At 42.8% G+C, this 17,402-nt stretch carries 11 protein-coding genes; 6 read left to right on the forward strand and 5 right to left on the reverse strand.

Translation table 11 applies throughout. From position 1 onward, the window contains the following. Positions 1-258: 258 nt before the first annotated feature. The gene (locus tag PPL9_RS11430) at positions 259-786 is read right to left on the reverse strand and encodes a hypothetical protein (RefSeq protein WP_152986672.1); all 528 of its coding nucleotides are present in this window, start codon (positions 784-786) and stop codon (positions 259-261) included. A 994-nt stretch (positions 787-1,780) separates the two neighbouring features. On the opposite strand from PPL9_RS11430, the gene PPL9_RS11435 reads away from it, so the two are divergent. The 3 genes from PPL9_RS11435 (at position 1,781) to PPL9_RS11445 (ending at position 8,254) form a co-directional block, all read left to right on the forward strand. Then, entirely contained in the window at positions 1,781-4,567 is a 2,787-nt protein-coding gene (locus PPL9_RS11435) for a bifunctional aconitate hydratase 2/2-methylisocitrate dehydratase (RefSeq protein WP_057462819.1), read from the forward strand. A gap of 1,063 nt (positions 4,568-5,630) precedes the next feature. Next, complete coding sequence (locus tag PPL9_RS11440; RefSeq protein ID WP_057462820.1) at positions 5,631-6,473, forward strand: glycosyltransferase family A protein; 843 nt, start codon at positions 5,631-5,633, stop codon at positions 6,471-6,473. Next, on the forward strand, positions 6,473-8,254 hold the full coding sequence (locus PPL9_RS11445) for a glycosyltransferase family 4 protein (protein WP_057462821.1): 1,782 nt from the start codon (positions 6,473-6,475) through the stop codon (positions 8,252-8,254). Before PPL9_RS11440 ends, PPL9_RS11445 begins: the two co-directional genes overlap by 1 nt. A 130-nt stretch (positions 8,255-8,384) precedes the next feature. On the opposite strand, the gene PPL9_RS11450 is transcribed toward PPL9_RS11445, so the two are convergent. From PPL9_RS11450 to wecB, 4 genes are read right to left on the reverse strand one after another with little or no spacing between them, the layout of a single operon-like run. After that, positions 8,385-10,085 (reverse strand): glycosyltransferase family 4 protein, encoded by a 1,701-nt coding sequence (locus tag PPL9_RS11450; protein ID WP_057462822.1) that lies wholly within the window; start codon positions 10,083-10,085, stop codon positions 8,385-8,387. 1 nt (position 10,086) lies between these two features. Beyond that, positions 10,087-11,475, reverse strand: a complete 1,389-nt coding sequence (locus PPL9_RS11455) for a polysaccharide pyruvyl transferase family protein (RefSeq protein WP_161831277.1) — start codon at positions 11,473-11,475, stop codon at positions 10,087-10,089. Continuing rightward, a complete protein-coding gene (gene wecC / locus PPL9_RS11460; protein ID WP_082596775.1) occupies positions 11,472-12,818 on the reverse strand; it encodes a UDP-N-acetyl-D-mannosamine dehydrogenase in 1,347 nt (448 codons plus the stop codon). Before wecC ends, PPL9_RS11455 begins: the two co-directional genes overlap by 4 nt. Positions 12,819-12,847: 29 nt before the next feature. Continuing rightward, positions 12,848-13,957, reverse strand: a complete 1,110-nt coding sequence (gene wecB, locus PPL9_RS11465; RefSeq protein WP_057462824.1) for a UDP-N-acetylglucosamine 2-epimerase (non-hydrolyzing) — start codon at positions 13,955-13,957, stop codon at positions 12,848-12,850. A gap of 823 nt (positions 13,958-14,780) precedes the next feature. Here wecB and PPL9_RS11470 point away from each other — a divergent pair. The 3 genes from PPL9_RS11470 to PPL9_RS33230 all read left to right on the forward strand — a co-directional run bounded on the left by PPL9_RS11470 (position 14,781) and on the right by PPL9_RS33230 (position 17,170). Beyond that, positions 14,781-16,463, forward strand: coding sequence for a sensor histidine kinase (locus tag PPL9_RS11470; RefSeq protein ID WP_057462825.1), 1,683 nt, complete (start codon positions 14,781-14,783; stop codon positions 16,461-16,463). Then, the gene (locus tag PPL9_RS33225; RefSeq protein ID WP_208989317.1) at positions 16,460-16,714 is read left to right on the forward strand and encodes a response regulator; all 255 of its coding nucleotides are present in this window, start codon (positions 16,460-16,462) and stop codon (positions 16,712-16,714) included. The genes PPL9_RS11470 and PPL9_RS33225 overlap by 4 nt, the downstream gene beginning before the upstream one ends. A 114-nt stretch (positions 16,715-16,828) precedes the next feature. Further along, positions 16,829-17,170: a LytTR family transcriptional regulator DNA-binding domain-containing protein gene (locus PPL9_RS33230; RefSeq protein WP_208989318.1), complete on the forward strand. Its 342-nt coding sequence runs from the start codon at positions 16,829-16,831 to the stop codon at positions 17,168-17,170. The last annotated feature ends 232 nt before the right edge of the window (positions 17,171-17,402 follow it).

The following is a 17,402-nucleotide window of genomic DNA, read 5'->3' on the forward strand; positions in this document are numbered from 1 at the left end:
CCATCGGGGAAATCTGCGACCTCTACAATCCGACAGAATGCTGGAACTACTTCAAAGCCGCAGGATGCATCTCAAATTAATCTCGAAACGCTTTAGTGTGTTTCCCGCCAGTGAGTAATTTCATCTTCGGTAAATTGATCTCGTTTATCCTTGTGCCAGGATACACCGTATTTGACAACTCGGGCAGGGGCACCAGCAATCACTGTTTTATCTTCTGTAAAGACTCTGTTCACAAATGATTTTGCGCCGACAATGCAGTCACTTGGTAAGTGATACTCCTTTGCTTATAAAAGCTCCAGCGCCTACCCAGACGTGATCTCCGACGGAAATTGGGGCGGATATATTTATGCGTGCACCTGTCTCAACATCTACTACAGAATGCGAGTCAGAGGTTCTTACTTCAATGCCGCGGGAAAACATGCAGTACTTACCTATCGTAACATATGCAGCTTCCTCACAAAGGAGGTATATACTTTGAAACGAAGAGCAATCACCAATTGTTACTCTACTCTTGTTGCCCTTAATTAGTACCTTACCAGTAGACTTGCATGAAGTACTCATTTGGAAAACATTGTCATTACCGTCAAAAACAATCTTTCCGGTCATGAATGAATGTTCCTGAATTTCTACTTTATTACGATCGCCGCGCCTGACGGATATCAGCCCGCTCACTTTGGCGGTGCTGTCGATATTTATGCTGTTATTTTTCTTCATATCACATCTCAGCTTTGAAAGTGACTTTGCTTTATCTAGGAAATTTTTAACCATTAAATGTTTCGCATTCAAAACATTCTTCCTTCATATAGAATTGAGGGGGATGATCGTTCCTGGATGGTAAAGCCAATCTGTTGACGTCTTGATTTAGCTCTTGTGTGTGGACTTATTAATTGCAACCTCCTTGTGGCTATGCCACTTAATCAGCTCTTCTATTATTTGAAATCATGAGGCTTTGTTACTGTCTTGAACGGATCTGTGATCTGGTTTCCGTTATTTCAGGCGTTGGTTTTCTGGCATTCGTTCTATCCATCGCCTGAACTCATGAGGTGCTATTGATAAACTCGGTTTCGGCTAAAAAATCTAGACGCTAAACTGTGCCTTATTCGCCTCAACAAAGAGCTGGATGTGGCCTCAGCCACATACGACTTAAACCCGCGGTCTATAAGTGCTTTAGTGAAATGCGGAACAAGACATGAGAAAAAATAGAAACCAGCGCGCATTTAGTCTGTTTAAACATTGAGTTCCATAAACCTGAGATGTTAAATAGCAAATTGCCCGGAGCTGATATTTTCCAATAAGCAGTTTCCGGTAGGCGTTCATATGGGCGCATGTAAAAATCCAATCCTACTGCGAAGTTATGTCAGATAGTTCTGGTTGTGGCGGAGAGTTACAATCCGTGAGTATTGGCATAGTTTTATCAGCCTAAAATTTGTCTCACGACATTGGCCAACAACATGCATTGGTGGTTCGACTGAAAAGAAAGGCTGAGGCATAGAAAATGTGCGGAAGAAAAAGAGTTTAAGACCGACAAAACCGTAAAAATCTGCTGCAAACCATGCTCCCACCTAAAGTGCTTGTAAATGGTAGTTTTTAAGGCTTTCAGCTTGTTAGTGATGCGGGTGGGGTTGGAGTTCTGCAACTGCTGGAAACATCTTGCATGCCAATGTCATTTGGTATACGACCGCATACAACAAACTTGGGCCGGTTTGCCAGAGATGGTTTTGACATAGAGTTCAAGATACACCAAACATAAATCGTCTAACACAAATGCGTCGGAATAATCATGAGCTTGTACACTGACTACTTGAATGAGATTGACACTCGAAAAGCCGAGGGTTTGAACCCCAAGCCGATTGAAGATGGCGCACTTGTGAATGAGATCATTTCGCAGATTAAAGATCTCGGAAACGAACACAGAGACGGATCTCTTAAATTCTTTATCTACAACACCTTGCCAGGCACAACCAGCGCAGCTGGCGAAAAGGCGAAGTTTTTGAAAGAGATCATTCTTGGCGACTCTGTTGTTGAGGAAATTTCTCAGTCCTTTGCTTTTGAACTGCTGTCTCACATGAAGGGTGGCCCTTCTGTTGAGGTTCTTCTTGACCTGGCGCTTAGCGATGACGCGACTGTTGCGCAACAGGCTGCCGATGTTCTTAAAACCCAGGTGTTCCTGTATGAGGCAGACACCGAGCGTTTGAAGGCAGCTTTTGCAGCAGGTAATGCGATTGCAAAAGACATTCTGGAAAGCTACGCAAAGGCTGAGTTCTTCACAAAGCTTCCTGACGTAGACGAAGAAATCAAAGTCGTGACCTTCATCGCAGGTGAAGGCGATATCTCAACCGATCTTCTTTCTCCTGGCAATCAGGCACACTCCCGTTCTGACCGTGAACTGCACGGCAAGTGCATGATCTCACCTGAAGCGCAGGCGGAAATTCAGGAACTGCAGAAAGCAAATCCTGATGCGCGCGTGATGCTGATTGCTGAAAAAGGCACCATGGGCGTTGGCTCCTCCCGTATGTCTGGCGTAAACAACGTTGCGCTGTGGGCTGGTAAACAGGCAAGCCCATATGTTCCTTTCGTGAACATTGCACCGATTGTTGCTGGCACCAACGGCATCTCTCCAATCTTCCTGACCACTGTTGGCGTGACCGGTGGTATCGGGCTTGACCTGAAAAACTGGGTCAAAAAACAAGATGCTGATGGCAACACCGTTCTGGATGGAAATGGTGATCCTGTTCTTGAGCAGACCTACTCAGTTGAGACTGGTAAGGTGCTCACCATCAACACTAAAACCAAGAAGCTTTATGACGGTGATAAAGAGCTGGTTGATGTTTCTTCCGCGTTCACACCTCAAAAAGTTGAGTTTATGAAAGCTGGCGGCTCCTATGCTGTTGTGTTTGGTAAAAAGCTGCAGACTTTTGCATCTGAAACACTTGGCATTGAGCTGAAGTCCGCTTTTGCTCCGGCCAAAGAGATCTCTCATGAAGGTCAGGGCCTGACTGCTGTTGAGAAGATCTTCAACCGCAATGCTGTTGGCGCCACTCTGGGTGCAACTCTGCATGCTGGTTCTGACGTTCGTGTGAAGGTGAACATTGTTGGTTCTCAGGACACCACTGGTCTGATGACCTCACAGGAACTGGAGTCCATGGCGGCAACCGTCATTTCTCCAACTGTTGATGGTGCTTACCAGTCCGGTTGTCACACTGCATCTGTTTGGGATTTGAAAGCGCAGGCTAATATTCCAAAACTCATGAAGTTCATGAACAAGTTTGGTCTGATCACCGCGCGCGATCCAAAAGGCGTCTACCACGCCATGACAGACGTGATCCATAAGGTGTTGAACGACATCACCATTGACGACTGGGCAATCATTATCGGTGGCGACAGCCACACCCGTATGTCTAAGGGCGTTGCGTTTGGTGCAGATTCCGGCACCGTGGCGCTGGCACTGGCAACTGGTGAAGCCACCATGCCGATCCCTGAATCTGTGAAGGTGACTTTCAAAGGCACCATGAAAAACCACATGGATTTCCGCGATGTGGTGCATGCAACACAGTCTCAGATGCTGAAGCAGTTTGGCGATAACGTGTTCCAGGGCCGCATTATTGAGGTTCACATCGGAACCTTGCTTGCTGACCAGGCGTTCACGTTCACTGACTGGACTGCTGAGATGAAGGCAAAAGCTTCCATCTGTATTTCTCAGGATGACACTCTGGTTGAATCACTTGAGATTGCGAAGAGCCGTATTCAGATCATGATCGACAAAGGCATGGAAAATGATGCCAAAGTTCTTCAAGGCCTGATCGATAAAGCAGACAAACGCATTGCAGAAATCAAGTCTGGCGAGAAAGCTGCGCTGACACCTGATGACAACGCGAAGTACTTTGCTGAAGTTGTTGTCGATCTGGACCAGATCGATGAGCCAATGATCGCTGACCCTGACGTGAACAATGATGACGTTTCCAAGCGTTATACTCACGACACCATCCGTCCTGTTTCCTACTATGGTGGCGACAAGAAGGTTGATCTGGGCTTTGTTGGCTCCTGCATGGTGCACAAAGGCGACATGAAGATTGTTGCTCAGATGCTCAAGAACCTTGAGAAAGACGGCGGTAAGGTCGAGTTCAATGCTCCGCTTGTTGTTGCAGCGCCAACCTACAACATTATTGATGAGCTGAAGGCAGAAGGTGACTGGGAAATCTTGCAGAAGTACTCCGGTTTCGAATTCGACGATCTGATGCCAAAAGCAACAGCACGTACCGAATACGAAAATATTATGTACCTGGAGCGTCCTGGCTGTAACCTTTGCATGGGTAACCAGGAGAAGGCTGCTAAGGGGGATACCGTTCTGGCAACCTCTACCCGCTTGTTCCAGGGCCGTGTGGTAGAAGATTCCTCTGAGAAGAAGGGTGAATCCCTGCTGGCATCCACTCCGGTTGTTGTTCTTTCCGCCATCCTCGGCAGAACTCCAAACATGGATGAGTATAAGGCAGCAGTGGAAGGCATCGACCTCACCAAGTTCGCCCCACCATTGCAGAAACCAGCTGCTGCAAAGTCAGTTCACTTCTAGGGTCTAATCGCAGGATAGCGGCCTTAGGCCTAACAGTTGGCAAACAGCACTAATGTCTATTCGAATGGGCGGTACTTAACAGTACTGCCCAATACTCAAGTTTATGTGATATAGTGAAATAAAACCCATATATTTACTTCGATCGATAGGCAACTGAAAGAATAGATATCTCTTTCATGCTGTGAGAGCCATCTTTTTCTATAAGATGAGCTACCTCTTTCTCTCATTTTAAATCGCTTTATGCTCTTCAAAGAAGCTTGCTAGGAATGCAGAAATTGTCATCGAACTGGAGTGAGGCGCTGGCAAGACTAGCAACACAAGGATGTAGTAGGAAAGATTTTTTATCACTGTTAACAAATAGAGTCAGCCAAAGATTATATATATATGAGATCAATCTACTATTGTATGGTCCGCTTTTGTCCTCTTATCTTTGAACTAACCTTCCGTCGTGATGACCACATGACTGATCTTGTAACCAGATCTACACTAACTGAAGTCAAAAAATAGGAACTCGAACACCAGAAAATTTATTGGCATCTGTGGAGCGCACAACGAACTCGCGAGGAGATCAGCCTGCCCCCCTGAGCAAATCCGAAGATCTGTTCCCTGATTGTATCGAGAAAACGATTCCACACTTTAAGCGGGTACAAATCCGATCCTGTAAGTAAATCCATCCCGCCCTCTCTGTCACTAACACTCTAATATAACCGGTAACTCCATTGTGCATATAATGTGTATTACTCAGCACCGGATAGCTTAACTACACCTGTTAACAATTAAACTACTCTTTCACCAGATAATATCAACGACATATTCAACAGATAAATCAAGTAACATCGTTCAACAACGTTAAAGTAATTTCGTGATAACTACTCAAAAGGCACTTATCTTCTCCATCAATAATTCGTAAAACTTCATTGAGCGCGATATACTCCACCACCCAACAAAAACATAAAAAATTAAAACGGTGACAAGTTAATGGGAGAGTATTGGTGTTTTCGTTTGTTCTTTTGGCTGCCTCATTATATATAAAAGTTAAAGAACTTAGAGGACCTGTAGTCTTGTGAAGATTAGTATCATTATACCTACGTATGGAAGAGAATTATCATTAACCGAGCTTGTATCTCAAATTGATGCGCAGGCCGCCACGAACACCTGCAAAGTTGAAGTAATAATCGTCGATGATCATTCACTCGCTGAAATTTGCATTTATCACGAATGCCGAAACATTGATCTGATCTTACTTCGCAATCCGAAGCGGATCGGAGCAAATTTATCGCGCAAGATTGGATTTTCACATAGCCAAGGTGACATTATACATTTTCATGATTCTGATGACTTGATAGGTCCAGATTGGCTAGCACTGACATATAAAGCATTCGAAGTAAATTCGCACCTAGATGTACTTATAACATCTAGGCTTGTAGTCGACGAAAAAAATAGAAAAGTCACTTTTATTGACGCAAAAAGACTATCGAAGATTTGCAAAAATATCCCTAGGCTTAAACGATTGCAGTTTCTAGTCAATCGGGTTGGCCCATTAGGAGGTGTCACGTTCCACCGACGCATCGTAACAAATCTGCCATTCCATGATGTCAGAGCTTCTCAAGATTGGCTTATGTATGATGATGCGCTTGCTAGTGCTAATTTAGTTTCCGTTGACCCTCATAATTTTTTTATTTTTAGGAAAAAAGAGATTGATAGAATATCCAGAAATCCAAATAACCGACTAAGAGGATATATAAGCGCAGCTCAAAGAAGGTTTAAATCACGTCGAAGTAGAAAACTAATAGCGCGCCTCTATTGTGTCCAAGGTGCTTCGGAACTTAACGAAGTATTAGATATAAAATTCTTGAATTTGAAGCTATTGCTCATCGGAATTGTGGCGTGGGTGGCCTCAGTATAATGAAAGAAATTCAAGCTCTTACAGATTATATGAAAACGACTGTCGCTTATAAAGCTGGCTTACTGCTAATTGACTCTCGTAATTCACTAAAGTCTGCGTTTCTGCTACCACTAAGCCTGTATCGCCTTAACAAGGCCTACAAAAAATATCAGTTCAATTCACACAAAAATGCCGTTAATCCTCATCTATATGATGATGAAATTTTGGAAATTATTCTTTGTAAAACAGAAAATATCTATGAACATTTACAGTCCAAAAATAGATCAGATAATGAGATTGCACATTTACTTATTGAAGCATCTCGAGTTTCTTTAAAAATTTCTTCCAGTAAGACGCGAAGGCTTGCAGAAGAAGCATATAGGATTGCAAAAACAACTAGTCTAAAGAAGAGAGCCGCAATACTAATGTATGATGGCGGTTCAATAATTACCACTAGTAAGCACTTGTCAACACTGGGTTTAACCAATGCAAGCACGGACGATGTGAAAGTCCAGAAGATTTTTGACGAAGAAGCTATTTCTAGAAATGGCTTCGCACTCATAAATAAGCAAATACGAAGAACAGGATATAAAAAGGGTAAGATTGCATACATCTCACATCTTTGTGTACCTTTCCATACATCTGGTTATGCAACTCGAACACATAGTATTTTACAAGAACTTTCAAGATCAGGAGCAGAAGTCGTTTGCATTACACGGCCCGGTTATCCTTGGGACAGAGCAGATAGCAGAAATCTTCATGACGTAAAAAATACAAACGAAATTGAGAATGTAATTTATCGACATATTAGCGGACCGAACATTAGCGGGTCTGGAATACTACGTTTTGTCGAGGAAGCAGCAACAAAGTTGATTGAGATGCTAAAATCAGAAACTCCAGAATATGTTGTTGCCGGTTCCAACTACGTGAACGCGCTGCCAGCACTCATAGCATCCAGACATTTGGGTATTGATTTCATATATGACGTCAGAGGTTTATGGGAATATACGTCTGCCTCCAAAATCCAAGGGTGGGAGCAAACAGATCGTTTTAACTTATCTCGTAATTTGGAAACACTTGTCGCAAACGCATCAGATGCAATCTTCGCAATTTCGTCTCCTTTAAAAGACGAACTCATTAGCCGAGGAGTTCAAGCAGAAAAAATCAAACTTCTTCCCAATGGTGTTCATTTGGAAAAATTTGATGTGCCCTTACAATCAAATGAGATGCGCCACCATTTAAATATCGGTATCAATACAGTCGTTTACGGATTTATCGGTTCTCTAGAAGTATACGAAGGCTTAGAGGACGTTTTACACTCATTTAAAATGGTCCTAGATACAGGTGTCGACTGTAAGCTTGTCATCGTTGGAGACGGCGCTTGCTCAAGCGTCGTAAGTGAATTAACTTTAAGCTTGGGCATCTCGGAGTTTGTACACTTAACGGGTAGAATACCTTTCTCTGAAGTTAATCAATATTACTGCTTATGCGACGTATTTGTCTATCCACGAGTAGAGACTGCAGTCACGAAGATCATTCCTGCTTTGAAGCCATTAGAAGCAATGGCAGCACGGAAACCAGTTATAATTTCAAGATTACCGGCTTTAATTGAACTGGTGGGTGGAGTGCAGAATGCAGAAGTTGTTCAGCCCGGAAATTGTACAGAAATCTCCAACGCCATGCTTAGATTATGTGATGAAGAGAAGCGTAATAAATTAGGCTTAAATGGCTACAACTATGTTTCAAAAGAAAAAACATGGCAATCAACTTGTTCAGCTATTAAAGAGATGATTCTAAAATAGGTAAGTTTTGATATATTCCAGATCTTGACAAATTTATATACCGTATAAATCTTAAGATTTATACGGTATATAAATAATGTTAATATTGCCCTTAAGATCCAACTAAACGTATAATTTTGCTAAACGTCTCTTAGCAAAATTCATTTAACTTTCTTGCCGCATCTTGCGCTACTTTATTCCAAGTCCGATTTTCAAAAACCCATTTACGCCCAGCATCACCTAACTGATCTCGTAGCTTAGCATCATCAATCAACACTTCAAGCTTGTCAGCAAGGTTTTCAATGTTACCTTTCTCGAAGATAAGTCCCGTCTCTCCATCACGTACCATTTCAGATAGCGCCGCAACACTAGACACCACGATTGCTTTTTTCATTGACAATGCTTCTAGTGGCTTCATGGGAGACACTAGCTCGGTAACAGGCTGAGGCTTTCTAGGAAACGGAGCTATATCAATCAGTGAATAGTATCTAGGAACGTCTTCGTGAGGTATCCGGCCTGGCATTGAGACCCAATCGCCCATATCATTTTTAGCCGCTATGTCTTCAATTGCTTTCGTAATTGGGCCGCGATCATTACCAGACGCATTCTCATTTCCCACAAGCAGAAGCCTAAACTGTTTTCCTCGCGTCTTCAGCAAACTGCATGCTTCGACCAGATGCTCCAAACCTTCATATTGGACAAACGTACCGATGTACCCAATCACTGGAATATTTGAAGGGTATCCTAACTCAGCAGCGAGGAGATGATCTTTTTCCGATGGATTGAATTTGGTCACATCGCACGAATTGGGGAGTATCGATATTGTATTACTTTCTACCCCCCGGTCACAAAGTTCATTTTTCATGCCTCTTGTCAAAGTAAACACGTGCGCAGCATGTTTCGCAACTTCTGTTTCTAAAATTTTCTGAACATTAAAGGCTGGCTTTTTCGCAAATTCCGGCTCTCTCGAAATTCTTGTAATCTCCCAGAAGCCACGAACCTCATAAATAAACGGCACTCCAAGCCGCTTTGATGCAATCAGGGCTGGAAGTGCTGTAACGTGGTTTGAAGCACCTATTACCAAGCTAGGACGTAATTCCTTTAGTTTCCCTTCGATAATGTCAGCTGCCTGTAACATATAATCTTTCGCGGAATGCTCATCTCTTCTAGGTGAGAGCAACCTCTGATAAGATATTCCATCAATAATGTCTTCCAATGGCACATCAAGTCGCTCATCTTTTGGAGGAACATCGAACGGGTAACCAGGTCTTGTAACGCACGTTACATCATATCCAGCATTAGCAAGTGCAACAGCTAAACCATGCCCTCGGGTTGCGTACCCACCAGAGGAATAAGGTAGGCTATTATGCAGAAAATAAGCAATTTTATCTGAGGCGAAATCGTCAAAAGATAATTTCTGTACATCAAGTTCTTTTAATAAAGAAAGTTGATAAGTTGGGCTGCGATGTAACTTAGTTAAGAATTCTTGTTGTTTTGTGGTCGGTTTTTTACCATACTTGTTTTCGAGCCACACACCTGCCTTGGAAGCTTGAAGAAAATCAGAATTTTTCTGACTTGCCCAAAAATGCATACGATAATAGCGTTCTATTTCTCTGATCCCGATAAGGACAGTAGAAATTAGTGCAGACGCGTCGTGATTTCCTGATTTATTAAAGTCAGTAGCAGTACTATACAACAATTTCTCGTGTTCAGCAAAGTTACTTACTACACAGTCGACCTCTTCTTTTAAGCTCTCAAGACCGCCTGCTAAATAGGAATTTTTCAAACGCAGACGTATGAAATCAGCACGTTTATTGTCAATTAAACGTTTAAACCTATCTATGATATTCATTTTAAGCCTCTGATGAAGAATTCTCTAGTGTGGAGAGCTTCTGACGCAAGGAGTTGATACTTTTATTAAGCCTTCTGCGAAGTTCAGACTCTCTTTTTTTAAAATCTATCTCGACTGCGATTTCAATCAGAGAATTATGTCTTCGATCACACGGAAGCTTGTTCTGCTCACAGTGTCTTCCATATGATTCAATCATATCTACTTTTGACTTCTCAATTGTTCTTTGAAGACTTTCGTGACGGAGATTATCATCCATGTTCGCCGTCATCAGAGTAGCAGCTCTAGATGGTTTTAGACGTGAAATATTGAGGCATAAGTTCGGGTATCCAAAGAACTCAAACAGACCAGGCATTTTGTGCCCATGCTCTTCAAAATATAAACCAAACACATTTTTAGCACGAAGAACCGCAAATATAATTGCGTGAAACCTTGAAGCAACGACAACGTCAACACCATCAAGTATATATTGATAGTGTTCAATGCTTTTAACTTCAACTATAAAGGTTTTCTCTTTCTTGGAAGGAGTTAAATCAAGTTCCGCAATCAATTTTTCTGCGAGAAATTTATCGTTTACTGTTTGCACTAGAAATTTACAAGTACGATAATCTTTCTTCAAAAATTCTTCAATTATCGCTATGTAGCACTGAAACCAACTATCGCTCACATTAATTTCAGACTTCCTTGTTGACTTTTGACGAATTCCCCAGTTCTTCGCTCTAAGCACAAAAGCTAATGCTTTGTTTTCATTAAATTTATGAGGCGCTTTACTTGGAAGAAAAAAAGCTGGATCAGGAAATAAATCTACACTTTTGGAGCCGCTCAAAGTATTAAGAAGCCTTTGAGATCTTCTCTCGCGCGCTGATAGACAGACATCAGACGCTAACAAGTCAAATATCAGTTTTTTACTTAAATTCGTTTGAAAAGGCCCAAAAGTCGACGGCATAATGATACATTTTTTCCCAGTAGCTTGAGCTGAAAATACAGGGAGAGAACGCCAAAACAAGACTTCGAAATTATCTTCGTCTTTATAACTAAATAAATGCTCTCCTGCAGCTATGACAATGAGATCAGCATCAAGCGTTTTTGTGTTCTTCAGTAATAATGCTGGATCTAGCGCATACTCCAATGCGCTAGTGCTTTTTGTGGAAAAATTTGCAACTTGGACCTCAGCTTCCGAACCAAAACTCGACTCGGAGTGCTCGAAAAACTTCGATCCGCTCGCATTCAATGTCACAAATTTTATTGCAGCTTCTGGATAGACCTTTTGAAGCAACTCTAGTTGGCCAGTATTGATAGCTAAGTCACCAACATTACTAGCGACATGACCAAAAAATATTGCTATAGCCTTAACTGGATTTGCTAAAGACTGCGGTTGCTGTTGACTGGTCAATTTGTCCAAATCCCGCGAGTATCAATCACAACTTTAGTCTTCAAGAGTTCTACATCAATTTCTCTGAACTGCTTATGATCGACCAGCATCACAAGAATATCTGCTTCTTTAATTGCTACATCAGCGCTAACTAAAGTAGTTTTACCAACAAATTTACTCGGCAGCTCGTGAATATTGGGCTCGACTGTAAAAACATCTAAGTTGGCATTCTCAATCAAAGAATCAACTATTTGCAATGCAGGACTTTCACGTAAGTCGTCAATGTCAGGTTTGAATGACAAACCAAAGCAAGCAACTTTTACTTTCTCATCCTTGAGTAGTTGCTGGATCTTGGCAGATTTCTCCACTTTACTTACTACCCAGCCAGGTTTTGCATCATTGGTTTCACGAGCAGTCTTAATGATATTCGCTTCTTTGGGGTTAGTTGCAACTATAAACCATGGATCCACAGCAATACAATGTCCACCAACGCCAGGACCCGGCTGGAGAATACTTACGCGAGGATGTCGATTGGCTAATGAAGTAAGTTCCCAAACGTTGATATCGAGTTTATCGCAAATAACAGACAACTCATTCGCAAAAGCTATATTCACGTCACGAAAGCTATTTTCTGTTAACTTTGCCATCTCCGCTGTACGAGTATCGGTAACTATGCACTCACCTTGAACTACTAATTTGTAAAGCTCCACTGCTCTTTGCGAACACGCGGGCGTCATACCACCAATAACTCGATCATTCTCAACCAACTCACGCAGAACGTGCCCTGGTAACACTCTTTCAGGACAATGAGCGATTCGAATATCTGAATCAGCTCCGTGTGTCTGAGGAAATGTCAAATCAGGTCGCTCTTCAGCTAGCCATTCGGCCATTCGTTCCGTCGCGCCAACCGGCGAAGTTGACTCTAGAACAACAAGGTCACCAGCCTTAAGAACAGCAGCAACTGTCCGACTCGCAGCTTCAATAAAGCTAAGATCGGGTATTTTCATACCCTCTAAGTTCGATTTAAACGGGGTTGGCACCGCAATCATAAATGCATCGGCTGATTTCGGTGTAAGTGATGCAGAAAGATATCCTTCGGACACAACTGAACGAACGGCAAGATCTAGATCAGGCTCAGTGATATGTATTTCGCCGCGATTGATCGTTGTTACAGCATGTTCACTAACATCAATACCAACTACTTCAATTTTCCTGGAGGCGAACACAGCCGCGGTAGGCAGGCCAATATATCCAAGTCCTACCACCGCAATTTTATCAAATCCCTTTTTCGGCAAATTAAAAGAATTAGGCTCATTAGATTCTATTTTGAATTCATTTTGCTTGATTTTATTCGTATTGGGCATTGAGGATAACAGTCCTAAATCTTAATAGCTTATTGATACAAGGAGGATGCAATTCGGGCACTCGCTTGCCCATCGCCATACGGATTCTGGGATGTCGCAAAAAGAGCATACTCATCGACATTTTCCAATAGTGCAGACGTCCTTGAAATAATTTTCTTGAGAGAAGTGCCCACTAGTTCTGCGCACCCTGCCGCTACACCTTCAGGCCTTTCAGTTACATCTCTCATGACCAAGATTGGTTTTTTCAAACTTGGTGCTTCTTCTTGTATCCCCCCAGAATCAGAGAGAATAAGATGACTATTCGACATCAAGTAAATGAAACTCTGATAATCTTGCGGCTCAGTAAGAAGAACATTGTCACGATCGCCAATTATCCTTTTTACAGGTTCTTGTACGTTCGGATTAAGATGAACCGGGTATAAAAAACCCACTTCGGGCCAGCGATTACTCAGTTCTTTTATAGCAAAACATATATTTTCGAAGCCTCCTCCGAAATTTTCTCTGCGATGCCCTGTAATCAAAACGTACTTTGAGAACTTACTAGTAAAATCAGATATCTTAGCGTTTATCGCAGGCGGTTTATTGTTAACGATATCTGCCATATGAAGCAATGCATCAATGCCCGTATTACCAGTCACGTGTATGCAACCTTCGTCAACACCTTCGCGCAACAAGTTATTTTTTGATCCTATCGTCGGAGCAAAATGCTTTGTTGCAACCAATCCAGCCACTCTTCGGTTCAGTTCTTCTGGAAAAGGAGCCGACATATCATAACTACGCAGCCCAGCTTCTATGTGCCCGACTTTGATGCCATGGTAAAAAGCACAAAGCGCACCAACCTGAACCGAGGTCGTATCCCCTTGCACAAGAACCCAATCTGGTTGTTTCTCTCTTAAGACTATATCAATCTTATCAAACAATTTTCCCGTCAAAGATGAAAGAGTTTGATTAGGTTGCATAATATCTAAGTCGATATCTGGACATATGCCGAAGTCATTAAATATCGACTGTAGCATTTCGCGGTGCTGACCAGTTGACACAACCGTTGTTTTTATATCGTTTCGACGCTTGAGTTCATTAATAACCGGCGCCATTTTTATGCCTTCAGGGCGGGTGCCTACAATTACAAGGACATGCATTTTGCAAACTCAATTAATTAGTTAGATCCACTTGTGAAGTAGCCCTTTTCAAAAGAAGATACAATACTCTCTAGCAAGAAGTATATTGTTTCTGAGCAAAGTTCGAAGCGCTACTAAGATTCTCTTTTAGGACAATTTCCAAGGTTCGTTCGATGACTATTCACTTTTCGGACAAAAACCCACATGAATTTTCGACAACATTGCCTTGACAGCCCCTTAACGTTCTCTTTTCGATATAAAGGAATATTATTACCGACAGTTAGGATATCTAACTTTCACCTCCCATCTTAGAAGTGAGAAAGTTAAATCAAGAAGACTCATTAAACCACATAATATATAATAATAATTTTTTATTAAAAATTCAATATACTCGAACTATAACTCAATATATATCCATAATCTTACTTGTATCGAGCATTTAATCGGTGCGCAAAACAATAGAATTGTTAATCTTATTTATTAAGTAGAAGCATCATATCTTCACACATTTAAGTTTCAATTATATATAATTTAGCTATAATAATATTTTAATTAAGTATATTTATCAGCTCGAAATTATGTAACTACAACGAGTCATAAAAACACAAAAACAAGTGCAGACATTTGCTAAGTTTATGTTTTTCTCACTTAGTCATAACCGACTTATTTCTTGGGACAAACGGTTTGCACGTCTTCTAGTCCGCATAGCCTCTTATGCTAACTGATAAATTGATATTTCGGAGATTCTTGAACACACACTTGATTTCTGCTTGGTGTATTGAAAATCTGTTGTGAGGCGGTACACTTTTGGGGCTAATTCAAGAAACAATAGTAAAGCCAACAAATGGCCCTCATTCTTCATCTGCTGCAGCAAATGTGTGTGTATTTGGTGATCGTTTATATGGTCAGCAAAACTCCGCTGTTTAAGATCTTTACGGAAGACGCCCCTCGCCTACCGCACAAGGTACTTATCTATCTGGTGTTCTCTGGCTTTTGTGTGATTGCTACGACGTTTGGTGAGCAGGTCGACGGGGCTATTGCCAATACGCGTGCCATGGGTGCGGTCTTGGGGGGGCTTTTGGGTGGTCCGATCACAGGTTTTCTGATTGGATTGACGGGTGGTTTGCACCGCTACGGTTTTGGTGGGTTTACTGATCTGGCCTGTGCGATCTCAACCACCTCAGAAGGCCTACTGGCCGGAATGACTGCATTTTATTTACGCACGCATAACAAGCGTGCCTTGCTATTTCGCCCGATGTTTGTGTTTGGCCTCACCTTTGTGGCGGAAGTTGTACAGATGCTCATCATCCTGATTGTGGCCCGGCCATTTGATCAGGCTCTTGCGTTGGTGCAGCAAATTGCGCCTCCGATGCTGTTCGTCAATTCACTTGGTGCAGCGTTTTTCATGAGCATTGTCCGCGATCAGAAGACGATGTTTGATAAACTGTCATCAGCTTTTTCCAGTCAGGCATTAAAGATTGCCGAGCGCTGTGTTGGGGTTTTGGCCAAGGGGCTGAATGAAGTCTCTGGCGGCAAAGTTGCCCAGATTGTGAAAGACGAGACGAATGTAGGGGCTGTTGCGATTACGGACCGCACCAAGCTGCTTGCATTTATTGGTATTGGATCGGATCATCACAAACCGGGAACAGAGATCTCCTCTCAGTTGACTCTTGATGCCATCGAGCAAAACAAGGTTATGTATGCAGATGGTGTTGAAGAGCCCTATGGCTGTTCACTGTCATCTACTTGCAAGCTAGGGTCCTGCCTTGTTATTCCTTTGCACAGCGACTCCGAAGTAATTGGTACAATCAAGCTCTACGAGCAGAAGAACAAGCTGTTCCTGAATATCAACCGAACACTTGGTGAGGGCATTGCAAAGCTTCTTTCCAACCAGATCCTTTATGGAGAGCTGGAAGAAAAGCAGAGCCTTTTAACACGGGCTGAGTTGAAACTGCTGCAAGCGCAGGTGAACCCGCACTTCTTGTTCAATACGCTCAATACAATCGCAATCATCACAAAGCGGGATGCGGAGAAAGCACGGGAATTGCTGCTGCAACTTTCCAAGTTTTTGCGCATTAACCTGAAGCGCACCTCGGGCCTTGTCACGCTTGGTGAAGAACTTGACCACGTGGATGCGTATCTGGCGATTGAGAAAGCTCGTTTCCCGGACAAACTGGATGTTGAGTTGGATGTCCCGGCTGAACTGCTGTCCCTGAAAATTCCAGCGTTTACATTGCAGCCACTCATTGAAAACGCCATCAAGCATGGTATTTCGCAAAGCATTGACGGTGGATGTGTTCGAATTAGCGGGGCGCTGAGCAATAAGCAGGTGGAACTTCGGGTAGAAGACGATGCCGGGCTATATGTGCCACCGCAAAATCGCGAAGGACTTGGGGTTTCACTGGTCGACAAACGCTTAAAAAAACAATGGGGTGAGGAATTTGGCCTGCATATTGAATGGGAAGAAGACGCTTTCACCCGTGTTTCAATTCTACTCCCCACTCCTATGTTGGAGGCAGCTCAATGATTAGTTGTTTGATTGTCGATGATGAGCCATACGCTCGTGAGGAGCTGAAAGACTTGCTCGCTGGGGCCGATGGCATTGAAGTACTCGGCGAATGCAGTAATGCTATTGATGCGCTTGGTTTTATAAACAAACACAAGCCACAACTGGTGTTTTTGGACATTCAGATGCCGCGGATCTCTGGCATGGAAATGATTGGCATGCTGGACCCGGAAACCATGCCGCGCATCGTGTTCTCTACCGCCTACGACTAGTATGCCATCAAGGCTTTTGAGCATCATGCATTTGATTATCTGCTTAAACCAATTGAAGAAGACCGGCTTGCCAAGACGCTTGGCCGTGTCCGGTCTGATCTGCGTCCGCAACTGATGGAAGAAATCACTCCTCAGGAACTTCAGCACCTCCCCTGCTATCTTGGAAACAAGCTGAAGGTTGTTCCGGTGACTGCCGTTGAATATGTATTTAGCGACCTGTCTGGAATCCATGTGGCGACAGCAGAGTCTTATGTGCACACACACCTTACCCTTAAAGTGCTGGAAAAAAGAACCGCATTGGCTCGCTGTCACCGCCAGTACCTTGTCTCACCAGATGCGATTTCGGAGATTGTGTTGCAGGAAACGGGAGCGGAAGTGGTGACGCACAGCGGAACCAAGATCCCAGTTTCGCGTCGATATCTAAAAAGCCTGAAGCAGCATTTTGGATATTCATAAGTGCGTATATACACTTAGCTTTATAAGGCCGCTTCACATTTAAGTGAAACTGCCGCGTCTCAGTTAACCGCTTATTTGTTTTAATTGCCGCTCACCCCGCCTCAACTGCCGCTTAGCTGAAACCTCAGCAACCTGCCCTTGAAACCAGTTTAATCGCTCCCAGAGATTTGTGGAGGAAGAAAGATGTCCTGGTTTCTCTTGAGTATTGGCCTGCTGTTCGGCGGCTATTTTA

Origin of the sequence: Pseudovibrio sp. POLY-S9, assembly GCF_001431305.1 — a bacterium.
In the GTDB taxonomy this organism is placed as follows: Bacteria; Pseudomonadota; Alphaproteobacteria; order Rhizobiales; family Stappiaceae; genus Pseudovibrio.

Bases quoted from the DNA above. Each gene is read 5' to 3' on its own strand.
- PPL9_RS33230 (WP_208989318.1), top strand. From the start codon at position 16,829: ATGGAAGAAATCACTCCTCAGGAACTTCAGCACCTCCCCTGCTATCTT.
- wecB (WP_057462824.1), bottom strand. From the start codon at position 13,957: ATGCATGTCCTTGTAATTGTAGGCACCCGCCCTGAAGGCATAAAAATG.
- PPL9_RS11435 (WP_057462819.1), top strand. From the start codon at position 1,781: ATGAGCTTGTACACTGACTACTTGAATGAGATTGACACTCGAAAAGCC.
- PPL9_RS11470 (WP_057462825.1), top strand. From the start codon at position 14,781: ATGGCCCTCATTCTTCATCTGCTGCAGCAAATGTGTGTGTATTTGGTG.
- PPL9_RS33225 (WP_208989317.1), top strand. From the start codon at position 16,460: ATGATTAGTTGTTTGATTGTCGATGATGAGCCATACGCTCGTGAGGAG.
- wecC (WP_082596775.1), bottom strand. From the start codon at position 12,818: ATGCCCAATACGAATAAAATCAAGCAAAATGAATTCAAAATAGAATCT.
- PPL9_RS11450 (WP_057462822.1), bottom strand. From the start codon at position 10,085: ATGAATATCATAGATAGGTTTAAACGTTTAATTGACAATAAACGTGCT.
- PPL9_RS11445 (WP_057462821.1), top strand. From the start codon at position 6,473: ATGAAAGAAATTCAAGCTCTTACAGATTATATGAAAACGACTGTCGCT.